The 18,606-nt window shown below is 44.7% G+C and carries 18 protein-coding genes and 1 tRNA gene; 5 read left to right on the top strand and 14 right to left on the bottom strand.

The window, feature by feature from the left end; genetic code table 11:
* Positions 1 to 288 precede the first annotated feature (288 nt).
* From J5X92_RS02485 to J5X92_RS02450, 8 genes are all read right to left on the bottom strand, one after another.
* A complete protein-coding gene (locus J5X92_RS02485) occupies positions 289 to 1,482 on the bottom strand; it encodes a benzoate/H(+) symporter BenE family transporter (RefSeq protein ID WP_126871843.1) in 1,194 nt (397 codons plus the stop codon).
* 74 nt (positions 1,483 to 1,556) lie between these two features.
* Positions 1,557 to 2,336 (bottom strand): 1,6-dihydroxycyclohexa-2,4-diene-1-carboxylate dehydrogenase, encoded by a 780-nt coding sequence (locus tag J5X92_RS02480; RefSeq protein ID WP_126871844.1) that lies wholly within the window; start codon positions 2,334 to 2,336, stop codon positions 1,557 to 1,559.
* Positions 2,333 to 3,355 carry a benzoate 1,2-dioxygenase electron transfer component BenC gene (gene benC, locus J5X92_RS02475; RefSeq protein ID WP_126871845.1) on the bottom strand — a complete coding sequence of 341 codons (1,023 nt, stop codon included), beginning with the start codon at positions 3,353 to 3,355 and terminating at the stop codon, positions 2,333 to 2,335. Before benC ends, J5X92_RS02480 begins: the two co-directional genes overlap by 4 nt.
* Positions 3,356 to 3,370: 15 nt before the next feature.
* Positions 3,371 to 3,862, bottom strand: a complete 492-nt coding sequence (gene benB, locus J5X92_RS02470; RefSeq protein WP_339349788.1) for a benzoate 1,2-dioxygenase small subunit — start codon at positions 3,860 to 3,862, stop codon at positions 3,371 to 3,373.
* A 3-nt stretch (positions 3,863 to 3,865) separates the two neighbouring features.
* Positions 3,866 to 5,233 carry a Rieske 2Fe-2S domain-containing protein gene (locus tag J5X92_RS02465; RefSeq protein ID WP_126871846.1) on the bottom strand — a complete coding sequence of 456 codons (1,368 nt, stop codon included), beginning with the start codon at positions 5,231 to 5,233 and terminating at the stop codon, positions 3,866 to 3,868.
* A 25-nt stretch (positions 5,234 to 5,258) separates the two neighbouring features.
* Positions 5,259 to 6,197 (bottom strand): catechol 1,2-dioxygenase, encoded by a 939-nt coding sequence (catA, locus tag J5X92_RS02460; protein WP_126871847.1) that lies wholly within the window; start codon positions 6,195 to 6,197, stop codon positions 5,259 to 5,261.
* Positions 6,198 to 6,247: 50 nt separating this feature from the next.
* Positions 6,248 to 6,526: a muconolactone Delta-isomerase family protein gene (locus J5X92_RS02455; RefSeq protein ID WP_126871848.1), complete on the bottom strand. Its 279-nt coding sequence runs from the start codon at positions 6,524 to 6,526 to the stop codon at positions 6,248 to 6,250.
* A 9-nt stretch (positions 6,527 to 6,535) separates the two neighbouring features.
* Positions 6,536 to 7,651 (bottom strand): muconate/chloromuconate family cycloisomerase, encoded by a 1,116-nt coding sequence (locus J5X92_RS02450; protein WP_126871849.1) that lies wholly within the window; start codon positions 7,649 to 7,651, stop codon positions 6,536 to 6,538.
* A gap of 103 nt (positions 7,652 to 7,754) precedes the next feature.
* Here J5X92_RS02450 and J5X92_RS02445 point away from each other — a divergent pair, with 103 nt between their 5' ends.
* Entirely contained in the window at positions 7,755 to 8,663 is a 909-nt protein-coding gene (locus tag J5X92_RS02445) for a LysR family transcriptional regulator (protein ID WP_208804512.1), read from the top strand.
* A 6-nt stretch (positions 8,664 to 8,669) separates the two neighbouring features.
* On the opposite strand, the gene J5X92_RS02440 is transcribed toward J5X92_RS02445, so the two are convergent.
* Positions 8,670 to 9,449, bottom strand: a complete 780-nt coding sequence (locus tag J5X92_RS02440; protein ID WP_126871850.1) for an IclR family transcriptional regulator C-terminal domain-containing protein — start codon at positions 9,447 to 9,449, stop codon at positions 8,670 to 8,672.
* Positions 9,450 to 9,646: 197 nt separating this feature from the next.
* Here J5X92_RS02440 and J5X92_RS02435 point away from each other — a divergent pair, with 197 nt between their 5' ends.
* The 4 genes from J5X92_RS02435 to J5X92_RS02420 are packed head-to-tail and all read left to right on the top strand — an operon-like array spanning position 9,647 to position 13,280.
* Complete coding sequence (locus J5X92_RS02435) at positions 9,647 to 10,459, top strand: CoA-transferase (RefSeq protein WP_126871851.1); 813 nt, start codon at positions 9,647 to 9,649, stop codon at positions 10,457 to 10,459.
* A gap of 2 nt (positions 10,460 to 10,461) precedes the next feature.
* Complete coding sequence (locus J5X92_RS02430; RefSeq protein ID WP_126871852.1) at positions 10,462 to 11,280, top strand: CoA-transferase subunit beta; 819 nt, start codon at positions 10,462 to 10,464, stop codon at positions 11,278 to 11,280.
* Complete coding sequence (pcaF, locus tag J5X92_RS02425; RefSeq protein ID WP_126871853.1) at positions 11,280 to 12,482, top strand: 3-oxoadipyl-CoA thiolase; 1,203 nt, start codon at positions 11,280 to 11,282, stop codon at positions 12,480 to 12,482. Before J5X92_RS02430 ends, pcaF begins: the two co-directional genes overlap by 1 nt.
* A gap of 9 nt (positions 12,483 to 12,491) precedes the next feature.
* A complete protein-coding gene (locus J5X92_RS02420; protein WP_126871854.1) occupies positions 12,492 to 13,280 on the top strand; it encodes an alpha/beta fold hydrolase in 789 nt (262 codons plus the stop codon).
* Between the two features lie 887 nt (positions 13,281 to 14,167).
* On the opposite strand, the gene J5X92_RS02415 is transcribed toward J5X92_RS02420, so the two are convergent.
* The 5 genes from J5X92_RS02415 to nadA all read right to left on the bottom strand — a co-directional run bounded on the left by J5X92_RS02415 (position 14,168) and on the right by nadA (position 18,388).
* Positions 14,168 to 14,605 carry an antitoxin Xre/MbcA/ParS toxin-binding domain-containing protein gene (locus tag J5X92_RS02415; RefSeq protein ID WP_208804511.1) on the bottom strand — a complete coding sequence of 146 codons (438 nt, stop codon included), beginning with the start codon at positions 14,603 to 14,605 and terminating at the stop codon, positions 14,168 to 14,170.
* Between the two features lie 21 nt (positions 14,606 to 14,626).
* Positions 14,627 to 15,076 carry a hypothetical protein gene (locus J5X92_RS02410; protein WP_208804510.1) on the bottom strand — a complete coding sequence of 150 codons (450 nt, stop codon included), beginning with the start codon at positions 15,074 to 15,076 and terminating at the stop codon, positions 14,627 to 14,629.
* A gap of 27 nt (positions 15,077 to 15,103) precedes the next feature.
* A complete protein-coding gene (locus J5X92_RS02405; RefSeq protein ID WP_208804509.1) occupies positions 15,104 to 16,771 on the bottom strand; it encodes a site-specific integrase in 1,668 nt (555 codons plus the stop codon).
* A gap of 311 nt (positions 16,772 to 17,082) precedes the next feature.
* Positions 17,083 to 17,172 (bottom strand) — tRNA-Ser (locus tag J5X92_RS02400).
* 160 nt (positions 17,173 to 17,332) lie between these two features.
* On the bottom strand, positions 17,333 to 18,388 hold the full coding sequence (gene nadA / locus J5X92_RS02395; protein ID WP_208804508.1) for a quinolinate synthase NadA: 1,056 nt from the start codon (positions 18,386 to 18,388) through the stop codon (positions 17,333 to 17,335).
* Positions 18,389 to 18,606 lie beyond the last annotated feature (218 nt).

The following is an 18,606-nucleotide window of genomic DNA, read 5'->3' as shown; positions in this document are numbered from 1 at the left end:
AAAACACATAAGCACTTGATATTAATAGATAATTTCAATAAACAAAAAAATAGCAATGAGACCGTCAGACGACAAAATTCACTTGCCATCAACAATTCATTATTTGTGAATTAATTCACTTATTATTAAAACTTCGCGAAATTAAAGATAAAAAATGCTAACTGAAAACCCGCACAGGCGGGTCAAAATTGCTTGAGAGTGGTGTAACAAAAGTAGAAATAAGCTCGCTAGATTGCGCTGTCAGAGATGGTTAATTCTAGTAGCCTCGACAATAGCAGTGGTATTGGTTTACTTTTTAAGGTAGCGCTGAATAACAATAATGCTGCCGCCAATAACTAGTCCCCAAAAAGCGGAAGAAAGCCCCAATAACGACAAATCCGACGCGGTAATAAGAAAGGTACATAACGCCGCTTCTCGGTCTGCTGGCTGGTTTAATGCTGTAGACAGTGAGCCTTCCAACGCACCTAATAGAGCAATACCGGCCACCATTGCGATAAATGCAGCGGGAAATGCTTGAATAACACTGACCAAAGCAGCACTAAACAGACCAAACATGATGTACCACAGCATAGCGACAGCAGGCCCAAAATAGCGTTTTTTAGGATCGGGGTTTGCATCTGGCCCGGTGCAAATGGCAGCAGTTATTGCTGATAAATTCACCCCATGACACGCCGTTGGGGCGAAAAGAATGCTCATAAACCCACTACCTGCAACAATGTGATTTGACGGTGGCGAATACTTGTCTTGCCGTAGTATGGCAATACCAGTGATAAATTGACCACTCACTGCAACTAACATTAGCGGTATCGAAATACTAAATAATGCGGTTAGTGAGAAGCTCGGCATGTACCAATGCGGTGTCGATATTTCCCAGTCAACTTGTTGAAATGATAAATCATAGTTAAATGCCAGTACCCCTACTCCAATGGCAACTGTAAGCATAATGGCGTAACGTGGAAGCTTGTGACGCAATAAAATATACGCGGCAAACATCACTAATCCTAATAATGGCGCTTGTGTCATCTTAGAAAATAGATCGAGAGAAAAGTTAACTAGTATTCCTGCCAACAGTGCCGCAGCGAAGGCTAGAGGCAGTCGGTTCACTAATCGTTCAAAAGTCCCGCTTAGTCCCAGTAAAAACAAAATGCCACCAGACATAATGTAGGCACCTATTACATCGCTCCATGGCATACCCGGCACTAAGGTGACTAGCAAGGCTGAACCAGGTGCGTTCCATGCAAAAAGCAACGGCATGCGATAACGCAAGCTAAACCAACCGCATAGCAAACCGCTAGCAATAGACATCCCCCAAATCCAAGAAGTGAGCACTTCATTGCTTAAATTTGCGGATTCAGCAACTTGAAACAAGATAACCAATGGACCTGCGTAGCCCATTGTCGATGCAAGGATCCCCGCTACCGCTGCAGACAGCGACCAATCTTTTAACGGTGGAAAAGAAATGAAAGTAGACTGATTTGGCATAAGTCACTCCAATGGTTGGTATGCTACCCGAAAGAAATTGCCTACGAATAGCACAGCTTGGGAACGCGGCTTACTTACCCACAATCTCCACCAGCAACAGGCAAAATTGTTCCCGTTATATAGCTGGCTTCATCTGAAGCTAAGTACAATATGGCAGATGCTTGTTCATCTAGCGTGCCGTAACGAGACATAAAACTGGTATCAATGGTCTGATCGACAATTTGCTGATACCAAATCTCTTCCTGCTCACTTTGTGTAGACTCGTTGCGCGGAATAATACGCTGAGGTGCATCTGTTCCACCTGGCGCCGTGGCGTTCACGCGAATATTGTGCTGCGCGTACTCGAAGGCAAGTGACACTGTCAGTGCATTCACACCCCCTTTTGCAGCGGCATAAGGCGCGCGATTTACACCACGAGTGGCTACCGAAGACACGTTTACAATCGCACCTTTTCCGTTGTCTAACATGGCAGGTAATACTGCGCGACAACACCACAACGTGGGGAACAACGAGCGACGAACTTCTTTTTCAATTTCGTCAGCTTGATAATGCTCGTATGGTTTGGCCCAAATGGTCCCCCCCACATTATTAATAAGCTTATCTATTCGCCCAAAATGCGCAGATGCCGTATTCATGGCGGTAAGCGCACCTTCATAGGTTTCTAAATCAGCCTCTACAGCAATAGCATCCGCACCGTTTTTATTGAGTGACTGGGCAATCTGTTGAACATGCGCTGAGCGGTCAACCAATACCAACTTTGCTCCCTCAGCAGCAGCGCGTTGTGCAACGCGAAGGCCAATGCCTTGCGCTGCGCCAGTGACTACAATGACCTGCCCATCGAAGCGCAAACTCATGCGGCTTCCTCTTTAGGCTGGCTCGGGTTGAATTTTTCGTAGTGGAACGAATACGGGTTTGTGCCAGCATCTTTAAAGTATTGACGCACGGCATCAACCATTGGCGGAGGCCCACACAAATACGTATCAGCATCAGCAAGTGCAAATGGAACACTTTCCATATGATCAGTGACAAAACCCAACTTTTCATGTGCGCTATCTGGGTTAACTACTACAGTAACGTAGCTAAAGTTGTCCAATGCATCGGCATATTCTTGCAAGGCTTCAAGCTTGACCAAATCATCCACATTAGTCACACCGTATAGTAAATATACAGGTTGACTTGTTGGGTTCTGTTTAAGCGACGCTAGCATAGAAAGAATAGGTGCAAGCCCTGTACCGCCTGCAAGCATCAGTACTGGGTGCTCTACCGCGCGCAAGTAAAAACTACCTAGTGGACCGGTTACCGGAAGCACATCACCAGTACTTGCATCTTTGCTCAAATAAGTACTCATTAGGCCATTAGGCACATTACGAATAAGGAAACTCGCATCTTTGCTTCCCGGACATGAGCTAAATGAATACGCACGAGTCTTATCAGAGTTCGGCAGCCCCAAATTAATGTACTGACCGGGCAAGAAATCAAGAGGATCAGACAGAGCGACATTTAATTCAATGGTGGTGTCTGACAATGCATTTACACTGGTAATGGTACTTGTAATGCTTTGTGGACCTGATGCGCACAGCGAAGAGGCCGCAGGAATAGCCACCACCACATCTGATTGAGGCAGCATCTGACAGGTAAGAATTAACCCATCAGCGGCTTCATCATCGGTTAACGCTTCATCGATGTATTCATCACCTAAATCGTAAGTACCTTGCTTGCAGCTACCTTTACAGGTTCCACAAACACCATCAGAGCAGTCCATTGGCAGTTTTACTTGATGGCGATAGGCAGCGTCGAGCACTGTCTCGCCATCATTACATTCGATAACGCGTGTTACGCCGTCTTCGAAATTAAGAGCTACTTTGAAAGACATAATAATTCTCCGTCTTTACAGGTGATACACATCAATAACTTGGTTGATGTAATCGTTGTTCAACATCACTGTCTTGCGCGTAATAACTGGCGTTTCGCCACTGATATCCAATGAACAAAACACAGTTCCGAAAAAGTGTGATGTCTCGCGATAGCGATGGCTAAGCGTGTTGAAATTGTAGCGAATTTCCACAGTTGTCTCGTCTTGGCTCAGCACTTCTAAATTACTGCACTGATGCGTGGTTCTCGGCTCTGGCATACTCGCGCCAGAGCGCTCAGTTTTAATGCGATATATCCTGTCTTCCAAGCCATTGCGATTAGGGTAATAAATGAGTGAGATTTCTTTTTGAGGATCGTTAGTCAACTGATCATCATCATCCCATGCTGGCATCCAGTATTCACATTTTTGGTGATAACACGTTAGCCACTCATCCCATTGACGATCGTCAAGTAAACGCGCTTCGCGAAATACAAACGTCTGAATTTCCTGATAAGTCATCACGGTCACCTCTTAATCTTTTTGCACTACAGGAATATGACTGGCTCTTTCTAGCTCAATCGCATTTAGCATTTCTTCAACCCAATGCTTGTGGTGATGAACGTATAAACCTTCATCTTCTGGTTTGATACCTGATGCCACTGTGTCCATACCAACACCTTTGGCATAATCGTCTGGGCCTTCCATCCAGTGCGCAGCGCCGCGGCTCATATCATTCCAACGCATATCACGCGCTTCGTAGCCTTGCTGACAACCTCTGAATTCTTCTAGATCATCCGGTGTTCCCATGCCAGATACGTTAAAGAAATCTTCGTACTGACGAAGGCGCTTTTGACGGTTCTCAGCAGACTCACTCTTAGGCGCAAAGCAGTAAATAGAGATTTCTGTCTTATTCACAGAAATAGGGCGGAGTACACGAATTTGCGTTGAGAATTGGTCCATCACATAAACGTTAGGGTACAAACACAAATTACGCGTTTGGTTTACAATGGTGTCAGCTCGCGCTTCACCCACTTCCTGCTGAAGGCGTTCTAGTTGGCTATAAATAGGGCGTGCAGCCGGGTTGGTTAAACGTGTCCACAACATCATGTGACCGTTTTCGAACGAGTAGAAACCGCCCTCACCCGACCAGCTTTTCGCGTCAACCGCTTCCGTACCGCCTTCTTCATAATTGCGGTGACTCATGGTTGATAAATAGTTCCAGTGCACGGTTCCAACGTGATAACCATCGGCGCCGTTCTCAGCGGTTAGCTTCCAGTTACCTTCGTAGGTATACGTTGAGGTGCCACGAATAACTTCGATACCTTCTGAATCTTGATCCACAATGTTGTCGATAACCTTGGTGGTTTCACCTAAATATTGCTTTAGCGGTAATACATCGGCATTCAAACTACCGAACAAAAACCCGCGATACGATTCAAAACGAGCAATGTGCTTAAGGTCGTGTGAGCCGTCAGTGCTGAAAGACTCAGGGTAGCCGCCTTTTTTCTGATCACGCGCTTTTAACAGTTTGCCCGAGTTGTTAAATGTCCAACCGTGGAATGGACAAGTAAAAGACGTTTTGTTACCGCGCTTACGACGACACAATGTGGCACCGCGGTGCGAACACGTATTTAAAATGGCATTTAGCTCGCCGTCTTTGTTACGCGTAATGACCACCGGCTGACGGCCAATAGTGGTAGTGTAATAATCACCGATTTCGGGAATTTGGCTTTCATGTGCCAAAAATACCCAGTTTCCTTCAAAGATGTGTTTAATTTCTAAATCAAACAAATCTTTGTCGGTAAAGATCCCACGGTCACAGCGATAATGACCCATCTCTTCGTCGGCCTCAACGGCACCACGGATCTTCTGTTCTAGTTGATTCAATGTTGCTGACATAATTTATCTCCCGAAGGTAGCAGACTTACGCATGTTCCACAGTTGCACGGGCACGAGCATGCTTGTCTTGCTTCTCATCGTTCTTCGTTGCCATTAATGTTATGTTGAATTTCACATCAAGGTAGTTGTCTTTAAAGCCCATGGCTTTAATTTGCTCTGGCTCAGTTACACTTTTTGCTTCAACAACCAATTCGTCACGCGTTGCGAAAGCGAAATCGTCATAGGTGTATTCATCACCTGCTAAGTTAATTTGCGTAGTAAGGTGCTTGAAGCCGTCTTTAGCTACAAAGTAGTGAATGTGCGCAGGGCGATTACCATGACGGCCAAGGCTTTCTAGCACTTTCATCGTTGAGCCACCTGGGGGACAACCGTAACCGCTAGGCACAATACTGCGTGCGCGATAGCAGCCTTGCTCATCAGCAATGATGCGGCGACGTAAGTTAAACGGTGTTTGAGATGAGTCAAAATGCGAGTAAGCACCTTTCACGTCGGCATGCCAGATATCAACGACTGCGCCTACAATAGGGTCTCCTTCTTCATCAACAACCTGACCGTGTAGCCACATTTCTTGGCCAGGAGACTGACCGTCATCCATTCTTGCTTCGCCCTCGCTTATTGGCGCTCCTTCAACATACAACGGACCTTCAATAGTACGTGGTGTACCGCCTAGCTCACCAATTGCAAAATCTTTGGCGTCTTCACGAACATCAAGAAAATGATCAAAACCTAAACCTGGCGCAAGCAGCACGGCTTCGCCATTAGCACCTAATTCATTTAGGTAGTTAACGCCTTGCCAAAACTCTTCTTGCGTAATGTCGAGGTCTTCAATCATCTTGAACACGTCAGTTAGCAAGCGGTGCATAATTTCTTTAGTGCGTGGGTTGCCTTTGTCGTTGTCTAGGCCAGCGGCACGCTTAAGTAACGTTTGAACATGTTCAGTTTGTAAAGTATTGATAGTAGTCATAGTCTTAGTCTCCGCGCTGCAATGCAGCGAGTTTTTTCCTGTTAGGTTTTTTATTTGATTGATGAAGGGTGCTGACACAAAGGTGTCACACTCATCGTCATAAAGGGGTACAGCGGTAAGCCCATTAAGACGACGTGTAAATGCTGGTTATCCTTCACCTCGAATATGCTGACATTGGCGTATTGACCAGCCACTCGCCAAAGGTGTACCCAAATGCCTTCTTCCTGCAGTCCTTCGGCATAGTTTTTTTCTTTCAACTTAATTGCATTAAATTCTTCTTCGCTCAGATGTGCTGGCGGTATCACAGTCATTTCAACTTTGAATAACATAATTTTTCCTTACTTCGCCTTGCGGGTGTATTGACGTAATTTGTCCTCATCGATTTCGAGCCCTAGCCCGGCTGTCGTAGGAACTTCAACGCCAAAGTTGTGATAATTTAGAGGGGATTTAACGATGTCATCGCTCTGCAGCAGTGGGCCAAACATCTCGGTGCCAAATTCAATAACGGGTAGGGTCGACCATGCGTGTAACGCGGCTGTGGTACCTACAGTGCCTTCAAGTAGCGTGCCGCCATATAGCCCAATACCTGCAGCGTTACACACAGCAGCCACATCAAGTGCAGCAAATAGTCCACCTGCTTTGCCTATCTTAAGGGCCACTGAACCGGTAAAACCTTGTTGAGCCAACAAAAGGGTATCTGTGCTATCAGCAATAGACTCATCAGCCAAAATACCAATGTTAAATTTCTTCGACAGACGCACTAGGCTGGCAAAATCTTTTGCAGGGGTCGGTTGCTCGACTAAATCAATACCTGCCTCTTGTAGTGCAGCCATACCATAAGTAGCTTGAGGCTCGCTCCACGCTTGATTAACATCAACACGAATACTTACGTCATCGCCTAACGCTGCTTTGATCTTGCCCACATGCGCAACATCGTCACGTACTGAACGAGAACCAATTTTCAGTTTGAAAATGTTATGGCGCTTCTCGGCTACCAGGCCTTTCGCTTCTTCGATGTCCTTTTCGGTATTGCCTGACGCTAATACCCAAAGGCAAGACAAATGATTGTTGCAAGCACCACCAAGTAAGGTTGAAACCGGCACACCAAGTTGTTTACCAAGTAAATCAAGCAGGGCTGTCTGCACCGCAGATTTGGCTATAGGGTTGCCTTTAAAAGCAAGGTGTAACTTGTTAATTAATGCTTTTGGGCTGGCAACTGACTGTCCAATCAAATAAGGTGCTAAGTAAGTGTCAATGTTGGTTTTGATACTTTCTGGGCTCTCAGCACCGTACGCGAGACCACCTATTGTTGTACCTTCGCCAATACCTTCAAGGCCGTTGTCGTCGGTAATTCTTACGATAACCATCGACTGAACCGCCATAGATGTCATGGACAATTTGTGTGGTCGTATCGTAGGAATATCGACAATGTAAGTTTGAATCTGTGATATCATATAAATGTTAATTTTGTGTTGCCAGTAAATGTCTACATGTAACCTACAAATATTTTTTGTTAACAACCAATATTGATTTAGTTAGTATCGATACCTAGGAGGTATGGTGGAGTTAAGGCATTTACGCTACTTTTGCGCGGTAGCGGAAGAAAAGAACATGACCAGAGCGGCCGAAAAGATATTTATGGCACAGCCACCTTTAACAAGACAAATCAAACAGTTAGAGGAAGAGGTTGGCGTTCAACTCATTCAGCGAGAAGCCCGTGGCATTACCCTAACCCCCGCTGGCGAATACTTCTGGAAACAGGCCCAACTCATACTTGAAAAGTTAGCTTCATGTGTTGAAGAAAGTCGGCGAATTGATGCAGGAAAAAAGCGTATTTTCAGAATTGGCTTTGTTCCGTCCATTTTTTACGGACAACTTCCCCAGCTAGTAAGGCGTTTAAGACAGCAGCACAAAGTGGATGTTGAACTGCACGAAATGAAAACCGGTGAACAAATTGAAGCCCTTAAGGCAGGTAAAATTGATATGGGCTTCGGTCGGGTTGTGATGCCATCACTGGAAGCCGATGTGACTCAGAAGTTGCTGTTCAGCGAGCCTATCCTTGCCGCTCTACCTGTCCATCATCCACTAGCGAATGACGATGTTGATATGGCAGAGCTCGCGGCACTGCCGTTAATTACCTACCCAGGTGGTAAGCCTCCAACGTTTGCTAACATCTGTTTGGATCTGTTTGCCAGTCGCGGGTTGAGAGTCAGAGTTGCCCAACAAGTTAATGATATAGGCACTGCACTGGGTCTAGTTGCATCAGATATGGGCTTCACCCTTGTTCCTGAACAAGTGATGCGCATGAATAGAGATGGTGTAGCGTTTGTTCGGCTTAACGACGACGGCATAAACAGCCCGGTTTTTCTCAGTAAACGCGAGGAAGCCGAAGATGACATCATGGCTGCGGCCATGGTGATATTAGATGAGTTGGTGCAAAACCGACTAGAAGGTCGCTACCCCTAAAACGGGTCAGCGCAGATCTTGTCTTATTTGCTCAGCAGCATGCTTAAGTACAGGAATACAATGCTCGGTAATGGTCTCTAAGCTCACCCTTAATGCATTGGTACTTAAGTTCATCGCCCCCAACAATTCACCGCTGCCGCTAAACACGGGGACAGCAACCGAACGCAACCCCGCTTCAAGCTCTTGATCAACAATGCTGTAGCCTTGTCGCTTAACCTTAATCAGTTCCTGCTCTAACGCCTGTGTAGCGGTAATACTCTTCTCAGTGTGTGGGTGTAACTGTGCTTCATTCACCCACGTTGTTAATTCTGAAGCGTCAAGATGTGCCGCAAGTACTCGCCCCATTGATGTATACGGTGCAGGCAGTCGAGTGCCCGTTGTTATGTTAATCGACATAAGACGATGAGATGCCGGTGAACGCGCCACGTACACCACTGACTGTCCATCTAACTTCCCAAGAGAAGCCGACTCCCCTAATTCTGCTGTAATCGATTTAAGGTAATGCTCGACCACTGCAATATAACCATTGCTGCTGGTATAAGCTTGCCCTAACGACAACACTTTAGGTGCCAAGGCGAAGAGTCGACCTTCGCGACGGATATAGCCAAGAGAATGCAATGTGAGCAAAAAACGACGCGCTTTGGCCCTATCAATACCCATTTTTTCAGCTACTTGCGATAAGGTCATTTCTTTGTTTTGACCATCAAACGCCCCTAACACCTCTAGTCCGGTAGCAAGCGCGCTTATGTAATCGCGATGGGTTGACGGTATTTTTTCTTCACTCATGCACTGTGTCTCTTGTTGGTTCTTGCGAATTATTTCTTATTGTTTAACAAAGTGCCAGTTCTCTTATGAATTCAGCAACATAAATTGGTCTGACTGATCGTCCTAGCAATTTTTTAACATTTATTACTTGACCTAAACAATCAAAATTATTAATTTGTTCGCACTATGAATCAACATTCGTATTGCGAACTTTTATTATGACACAATTTACAACACTTTCAAAAGCTATTGAAGATGGCATCAAGGACGGTGACATCGTTGCGTTAGAGGGATTCACTCACCTTATTCCTTTCGCTGCAGGGCATGAAATTATTCGCCAAGGGCGCCGCAACCTCACATTGGTAAGAATGACCCCTGATCTTATCTACGATCAGCTAGTCGGTGCAGGATGTGTTAGCAAACTTGTATTTTCATGGGGAGGAAACCCAGGTGTAGGTTCTTTACACCGCGTACGTGATGCCATTGAACACGGCTACCCCGCCCCGCTTGAAATTGAAGAGCACAGTCACGCAGCAATGGCGAATGCTTATGAAGCGGGCGCATCAGGCTTACCCATAGCGCTATTCAGAGGTTATGTAGGTAGTGATCTACAGCACGTTAACCCCAACATCAAAACCGTTACTTGCCCGTTTACTGGCGAAGCGCTTGCAGCGGTGCCATCTATTAAACCCGATGTGGGCATAGTCCATGCGCAAAAAGCAGACCGTGCAGGAAACGTACTCATTGAAGGTATTTTAGGGGTGCAAAAGGAAGTTGTGCTCTCTTCGTGCTACAGCATCGTCACCGTTGAAGAAATTGTGGACGACTTGGAAGCAGGTCCAAATAGTTGTGTGCTTCCCGCTTGGACTATCAACGCCATTGCCACCGTACCGTTTGGCGCTAAACCGTCTTATACACATGGTTACTACCCGCGCGACAACAGTTACTACAAGAAGTGGGACAGCATAAGCCGAGAGCGCGAGCCATTTTTAAAGTGGCTAGATGAAGAAGTATTCCAAGCAGGAGAATAATTATGACCGAACAATATACTTCAGACGAAATGATGACGATTACCGCGGCCCGTGCTTTGAATAACAATTCGACTTGTTTTGTGGGCATAGGCTTACCAAGTGCTGCAGCGAACTTAGCACGCCTTACTCATGCCCCTAACATAACACTTATTTATGAGTCAGGTACAATAGAAACCAAACCGCAGATTCTGCCCTTATCTATAGGTGATGGCGAACTTTGCGAGTCGGCGCTTACCACCGTTTCGGTTCCCGAAATGTTTCGTTATTGGCTGCAAGGTGGTCATATTGATGTAGGTTTCCTTGGCACCGCACAAGTAGACCGATACGGCAACATTAACACCACGGTCATCGCTGCATCACACAAAGACAGTGGCCCTGATGGCGCTCACAGTTATGCCAACCCTAAAGTGCGTCTTCCTGGCGGTGGCGGTGCACCAGAAATTTCAACCAATGCAAAAGAAGTGATCATCACCGTAAGGCATTCAAAGCGCACTTTTGTTAAAGATGTCGACTTCATTACCACATTGGGTTTTGGTCGCGACGGTCAAGGCCGCAAAGGCAAATCTACGCGGGGTAAAGGCCCAACTTTGGTGATTTCTGACCTTTGTATATTAAAGCCAGAAGATGAAACCAACGAACTTATTGTAGTGAGTTTGCACCCTGGCGTTACAAAGCAACAGGTAATTGATGCCACTGGCTGGGACATTCGCTTTGCTGACACACTTCGAACTACAGATGAACCCACCACCAGCGAAATTGATGTATTGAGAGAACTAAAGCGCGTTACTGAAGCGGCACACAGTCAAACGGAGACTGCGTAATGAACGTTTATTTATGTAACCCCAACCGCTCTGCCATTGGTCGTTATGCAGGTGGGCTAGCCAACATTCGCCCTGATGATCTGCTCGCGCAAGTTATTCGTGCAGTACTAGCGCAGTGCCCTCAATTACCAACTGAAAGTATTGATGATGCGTTTTTCGGCTGTGCCAACCAAGCCGGTGAAGACAACCGCAATGTGGCTAGAATGGCCACATTGCTTGCAGGCGTACCATTTTCGGTACCAGCCACCACAATTAATCGTTTGTGTGGTTCTGGTATGGATGCCATTGGCCTTGCCTATCGTTCAATTGCATCAGGTGAAGCAGACCTTATTCTCGCTGGTGGCGTTGAGTCTATGTCGCGAGCTCCATTTGTGATGGGTAAAGCACAAAACGGATTTGACCGTTCACAAATACTTGAAGATACCACCATGGGTTGGCGCTTCATTAATCCTGCATTAAAGCAGCAATACGGCACAGAAACCATGCCTGAGACTGCAGAAAATGTAGCAGCGAAATTCTCGATTGGCCGAGAAGCACAAGACAACTTTGCGTATCAGTCTCAGCTAAAAGCGGCTACAGCTCAAGCGTCTGGACGTTTTGCTAAAGAAATAACGCCTGTGACCTTTCAACCCAGAAAAGGCGATGCCATCGTCATCGACAAAGACGAGCACATACGTCCTCAAACTACATTAGAGGCATTGGCAAAACTAAAAGCACCGTTTCGTGAAAATGGCTCGGTTACCGCAGGTAATGCATCGGGTATTAACGATGGTGCATCGGCCATGCTTGTAGCAAGTGAAGCAGCCGTTGAACGCTATAAACTAACGCCTGTTGCTCAAATTAAAGGGATGGCTACCGCTGGCGTTGAACCCACTATCATGGGTGTAGGTCCAGTACCTGCAGTTAACAAATTGCTTGCAAAACAAAAGTTGAGCCTAGACGATATTGGCACAATTGAACTTAATGAAGCCTTTGCAGCGCAAGCATTGGCCTGTATGCAGGAGCTTGGACTTAGTGCAGATGATCCAAGAGTGAACCCTAATGGCGGTGCCATTGCACTTGGCCATCCGCTCGGTATGTCGGGGGCACGCCTACTACATACCGCCGCATTACAATTTGAACAAACCTCGGCCGATTACGCACTATGCAGTATGTGTATTGGTGTTGGCCAAGGTATAGCGACACTGCTAAAACGCATTTAGGAACTCAACATGGCGACAATATCAGAGCAAGGTATTCACTACCAGTTCATAGAAAATAAGCACAAACCCGTTTTAGTGCTAGCTCACCCATTGGGTATGAATATGCGTGTTTGGGGCTACTTGGTACAAGACTTAATGGTGAACTTCAGTATTTTGCGTTATGACCTACCTGGACACGGTGACAGTGTAGCGTTCCCCGCCAATACGAAAAGCCTTGGTGAATCACAGTTAGTTGACGACTTATTAACCCTATGTAGCTCTCTAGGTATCGATAAGTTTCATTTCATGGGTACGTCAATTGGCGGAATGTTAGGTCAACAACTGTTAATTTCCCACCCAGAACGCTTGTTAAGCACGGTGTTAACCAATACTGCTATGAAAATAGGTTCCACTAAAACATGGCTGGAGCGCCAGAAAAATGTGACCAGACAAGGGCTTGAAACCCTAGCGGCTACCTTAGTTCCAAGATGGTTTAGCCCAGTGAGTACCAAACGTGTCCCCACGTTACTGTCCCAATGGGAAGGATTACTAGCGAACGTTGACGATCACTCTTACGGTTTATTGTGTGCGTGGTTAGGCGAACGAGACACGCATACACAGCTTAAACCTAATGGAGCACCTATTTTGCTTATTGCAGGTGAAGATGATGTCGCTACACCAACCTCATTATTACAAGCACTAGGCGAAACCCTAAGCGCACCTGTGATTGAGTTAAAGCAAACTGGGCATGTACCTTCAGTTGAAGCAAGTCGCGAGTTTGCTTTGCTGATACAAGAGCATTTGGAGAAGATCATATAAAAAGCTCCTGAATCTGAAAAGCTGTTTAATAAAAGAATGGGATGCTACTAGAAATTATAAGGCTAACTCAGTAAGACAGATATTCATTCTTAACAGAACGCGTGACTCTGATGTCATAAAATATGTTAAGTAACAATTAAGCTATGATCGACGAAGTTATGTAAAACTACGGTCAACTAGCAATTACAGCATTTAACTGTCTGAAAAAGCGATTCCGAATACGGGTTATAATTAGTTACATCTATTGGCTCATAACTAATTAGAAAATTATGCCTATAGGTTTTGACTTGAACTGACAAGCAACATTAAGACTTAAGCGGAAGTTGAATATCCAGCAGATGATTTTAGCCTTCTCGCTATTTGAATTAACTGGAATTAGAAATTTTCAGCGTCTGGCTATTAGGCTCTTCCTTTCCGTTGAACACCTGTAAAATCAGACTGTCTGCTATACGCTCATTGAGCGTCTGTCAGGCTGCGGCACGACTGTGCTGAGTGCAACCTTGCTGAATGCTCTATCAAAGAATAGACGAGTTGCAGACTATTGAATTGGGTAGATTGTTTAAACTAACACTCGCTCCATAGTCAATCTTTGTAGCTGTGGCTACGATATAAATCATATTTAAGATACACGTTCAATTAAACTTGAAAGATTTGAAGATCAGACGCTAACTGATGAGGAAATTAAAGCTCACGGTTCATTAACAAGGGTAAGCGCATTGGATCCAAAGGACTTCGAATAGAGGCCTTTCAACATAACTTTGAAGGTTATCTCTACCTCTCATTCAATCTTCAAAGTTCAACCATCTCCACCCGCAGAGAGGTAATGAATATCCGATTTAGGTTAACTCAACTTGAAAGGTAGCCGCATTAATACAAATGAATGCTCTTCAAACAAAGACTCCGTGCTCAAGACGCTGAATAATTTCAATAACTGCATTTCCTCCTGCACTGGTTGAGAGTAGATCAATTGGTTTGTTGCCACCAAGGCCTTTTACCTTCGACTGAAACCAAATGGCTGCCTTTTTGTGATCCCCCTCAAAAAAGACAATAGCGGCAGAAAATACACAAATAACGCGATAGATATTGTCGCTTTCCTCGGCCGTGAAACGGCCAACTTCTTTTCGATTTTCAAAGGCCACCGGCGTTATAGACAAGCAAGTAGCCAGCTTTGTTACATCGATACACAGCAGTTTAGCTAAGCGTATAAAGGCGGCATAGGAAATTCCACTGGTGATAACAGCATGAAGCGCGAGATCTCCACTCGGGAGCCCAAGTTCATCCAAAAGCGCGTTATTAGACTTTTCGTTCAAGTTATACCTTGTCATATAAGAATTACCTTTTACGAATTAAGAGGAACCATCATTGCTGCCGGTGAACAATTCATCAGCGTTATTAGCAATAGCATCCACAATCTCATTAATCCCTAAGTTATATTTTTTTGCCCAACTATCTACTTTTTTAGTTAAGCCTACTAATGTAACAAGATCATTTATTGACTCAGCTGAGTTCATTACCTCAGGGGGCATACCTAAGCGAATGTTATCGATGTCACTATCTGATACAATTATCGAAGTATAATTGTCAGTAAGATAGACGCTATTAGCCGTGTAAAAGTGATATTTCCCATTGACGATTTTGACTTCACGAATATAACTTGACGCAAACCAGTCATCTTTAGAATACCGAGTGCTCACGTGGTCAATAACGTAACCAAACAGAAACGAAATTTCAGTGTTGTCTATGTAACATCTTCGAACATCACGTAAAGTGCCAGTTAACAAATAACTGTCATCCATATCTTTTTCCTTATATAAACCAACTTGCTATCCTAAGTTAATTTCATGCCATTTTAGATTTTTATCTATGACGCTCTTTAAAAGGTTAAGGTCAATTTTATCTACGTCAGAGTATACGCTCAACGTTATATCATCATCTATTGAATGCCCTGCTAGTCGTTTGACGAGATACTTCTCTACACCATTGTTTATACACGTCGATATGAAAGTTCGACGCGTGCAGTGAAAACAAATCAAAGTTCCTTTTTGCTCCTCCTTGTCTTTATCTATCCCTACTTTTTTAAGTACGGTACGACTGAACCAACGACTTATCGGATCTCCCCAACCTGCGCTACTGGGTTCCGCTTTTCCATGGCGAATTTGAGGGCAGAAAAATTCTTCTTTATGTTTCTTTAACATCTCTACATAGTCAAGAATCCCTTCATTCAGTAGATACTGAGCGATTGGGATAACTCGCTCAGAAGCCTCATTCTTCAAATCTAAACCACGTAGATCAAAACACCACACATCATCAATTTGCTTAATGTTTGCCACTGGAAGTGCTGACAGTTCATTGAGGCGCATACTGGAGTATAAACAAACCTTGAGGTACCATTTCGCATCATTGCGGAAGGTTTTGGCCTCACTTCCGTGTTCCGGCTTGTATCGAAGAATTTTTCGAACTTCTTCAACGGTAAACGAGCGTCGTGTGGGAGGCTTCGATTTTCCTCTTGCCTTTTGAAATGCACTGTTAGCAAAAGGGTTCTTGATATCAGCGTCGGTGTTTTCAATTATCCAGGAAAATAATGTCCGGTAGTTTGATAAGTACATATTTTTAGTAGTAATACTCATTGGTCTGTCATTGCAATTCTTACTTTGGTTTGACTTGCGCTGAGTGAGTGCCGTCTTCACTTCTTGTACTTTCTGCTTTTTCCAATCTCTTACGTCACTGTCATCGGGCCAAATCTCTTTTAACAATGAAAACGACGCTTTGTACTTGTCGATAGTTCTGTCTGCGATAGTTCCCTGCTTTTCATTCAAGAATTTATCCATTTGCCCAAACAAACTAAAGTGAGTGTTCTCAACAACATCTGTAGGAGTAGCTTTCTCAGTAGCTTTCTCAGTAGCTTTTTCCTTAATGGTTCTGAACATAGGTAACAGACTGATCATATCTACCATACCGCTTAATAGCTGCTCTTGGGTAAAGGTGGCAGAACTACTAGCTATAGGGCTATCTTCGCATTCGTAAACCTCATCAAAAGTATCGAATTTTCGGTTCTCTCTTGATAATGCAGCCATGAGCTCATTTAACATCTTAACGCCACGGACATATCTGTTATCGACCTCAGGCTTTTGAATGTTCTTAATAGGTTGATGCGGTAAAAGTATGTCAACGAGCTCGCGCCTAGTGTTTACATCACAAAAGCGGCTTAGATCTGAGGTTGCGCTATTAAGAGCATCTTCTTTCATTGAATCTAGCGCCCCCAATTGGGTCGCCACACCATGATTAATAATCTCCTTGCCAGCAGCTAATAACAAACGATACTTGTCTTTCAGTTGCTTTTTATACAGTTGCTGCGCTAGAAGATACTGAGGGGTGTACTCCTCTGGGAACGGCGTCAATTCGCCTATGCAAGCGAGAGTTTCAGCTGGATCTACCGTCGCGCCTTTGCTCAACACTCCTTGGTTATGGGTATTTCTATCTACATCTATCATGTTCACATCCTTGTCTTTTATCAAATTACACTTGATGTAAAGAGCAAGCCATCTCGCGGTGTCATAGTCGGTAGTAGCCAATGAAGCAACGAAATACTTGTCTTTTAGACAAACATGACATGTTTGATCAAAATTTCCGTATCGGATTCGAAAAAAATAATTAGACGAATTTTTGAATTTATATAGGTAAGTTGGTGAGCGGTTTTGCATGCTTCTCTGCCTTTTTGTGACAGAGTTCTGTGACAGAGTATATTCTTAACCAAGAATCAAATACAACGAAGCCCCGTAAATACAGGGCTTCAGTCGTTATTTGGCGGAGAGAGAGGGATTCGAACCCTCGTTAGGTTTAACCCTAAACACACTTTCCAGGCGTGCGCCTTCAGCCACTCAGCCACCTCTCCAAATTTTTGTGCTATTTGCGGTGAACGCAAATAACGAAATACTGCCAAAGCATTTGCCTAGAGCGCGCGTATAGTAGGTAAAGCGAGTGTCTTAATCAAGACGTTGCGCGAAAAAACACGCTAACTGCTGAATAATTACTCGTCTTTACCTTAAAAAGCGTTATAGGCCGCCTTTTGCTTTTAGTTCTTCTGAGAAAGTGAGCATACGATCGAGTGGGATTAAAGCGCCCTCACGCAGGCTGTCGTCAACGAAGATCTCATGGCCTTCATATGTAGCACCTAATGAGGCTTTTATCGCCTCAAGGCCGTTCATGGCCATCCACGGGCAATGAGCGCAGCTCTTACACGTTGCGCCGTTTCCACCAGTCGGTGCTTCAATAAATGTTTTATTGGGCGTGAGTTGCTGCATTTTATAAAAAATGCCTTTATCGGTGGCCACAATGAAGGTGTCGTTGTCCATGGTTTGCGATGCTTTAATCAGTTGACTGGTCGAGCCTACTGCGTCAGCCATGTCTACCACACTGGCAGGTGATTCAGGGTGAACCAATACTGCCGCGTTAGGATACAGTGCTTTCATGTCAGCCAGCTTCTGCGCTGAGAACTCATCATGAACAATACATTCGCCCTGCCACATCAACATTTCCGCGCCAGTTTGTTTGGCAATGTACGAGCCTAAGTGGCGATCAGGCCCCCAGATGATTTTTTTACCTTGGCTATCTAAGTGCTCAACTATCTCTAATGCAATACTTGAGGTCACTACCCAATCTGCTCGGGCTTTTACGGCAGCCGAAGTATTCGCATAAACCACGACAGTGTGATCGGGGTGTGCATCACAAAACGCACTGAATTCTTCGATGGGACAACCAATATCCAGCGAACAGGTAGCTTCCAGCGTTGGCATTAACACCGTTTTTTCTGGACTGAGTATTTTTGCTGTTTCCCCCATGAAGCGAACGCCCGCTACGATTAGCGTTTGTTCTGCTGCATCACGACCAAAGCGTGCCATTTCTAACGAATCAGCAACACAACCACCAGTTTCTTCAGCTAACGCCTGAATTTCAGGATCGGTATAGTAATGCGCAACCAGCACAGCATTTCGCTGTTTAAGCAAAGATTTAATCTCAGCTTTAAGCGATGCTCTACGGGCGTCTGATAATGACTGCGGTTTAGCGGGAAAAGGATACTCTACCTGTTCCACTCGAAAGGCTACTGACATTGACCTACATCTCGGTTGTGACAAGGGCGTGGATTATACCCAACTGTCATAAAAAATACATACTACTTAGTTAAGGATGATTGACCGATTTTCAACCACACCATTCTAAAAAAGTGAATTACACATGGAATAAGTGCTAGTAAAGGATTAACACGAGCCGGTAACCATATTTTTGTAGAATGTGTTAGCAGCAGATAGCCTAACAGCGCTACGTTTCT

Origin of the sequence: Alteromonas sp. K632G (assembly GCF_017653625.1) — a bacterium.
In the GTDB taxonomy this organism is placed as follows: domain Bacteria; phylum Pseudomonadota; class Gammaproteobacteria; order Enterobacterales; family Alteromonadaceae; genus Alteromonas; species Alteromonas naphthalenivorans.
Note: the sequence above shows the minus strand (reverse complement) of the source record. Positions and strands in the feature narration are given on the sequence as shown.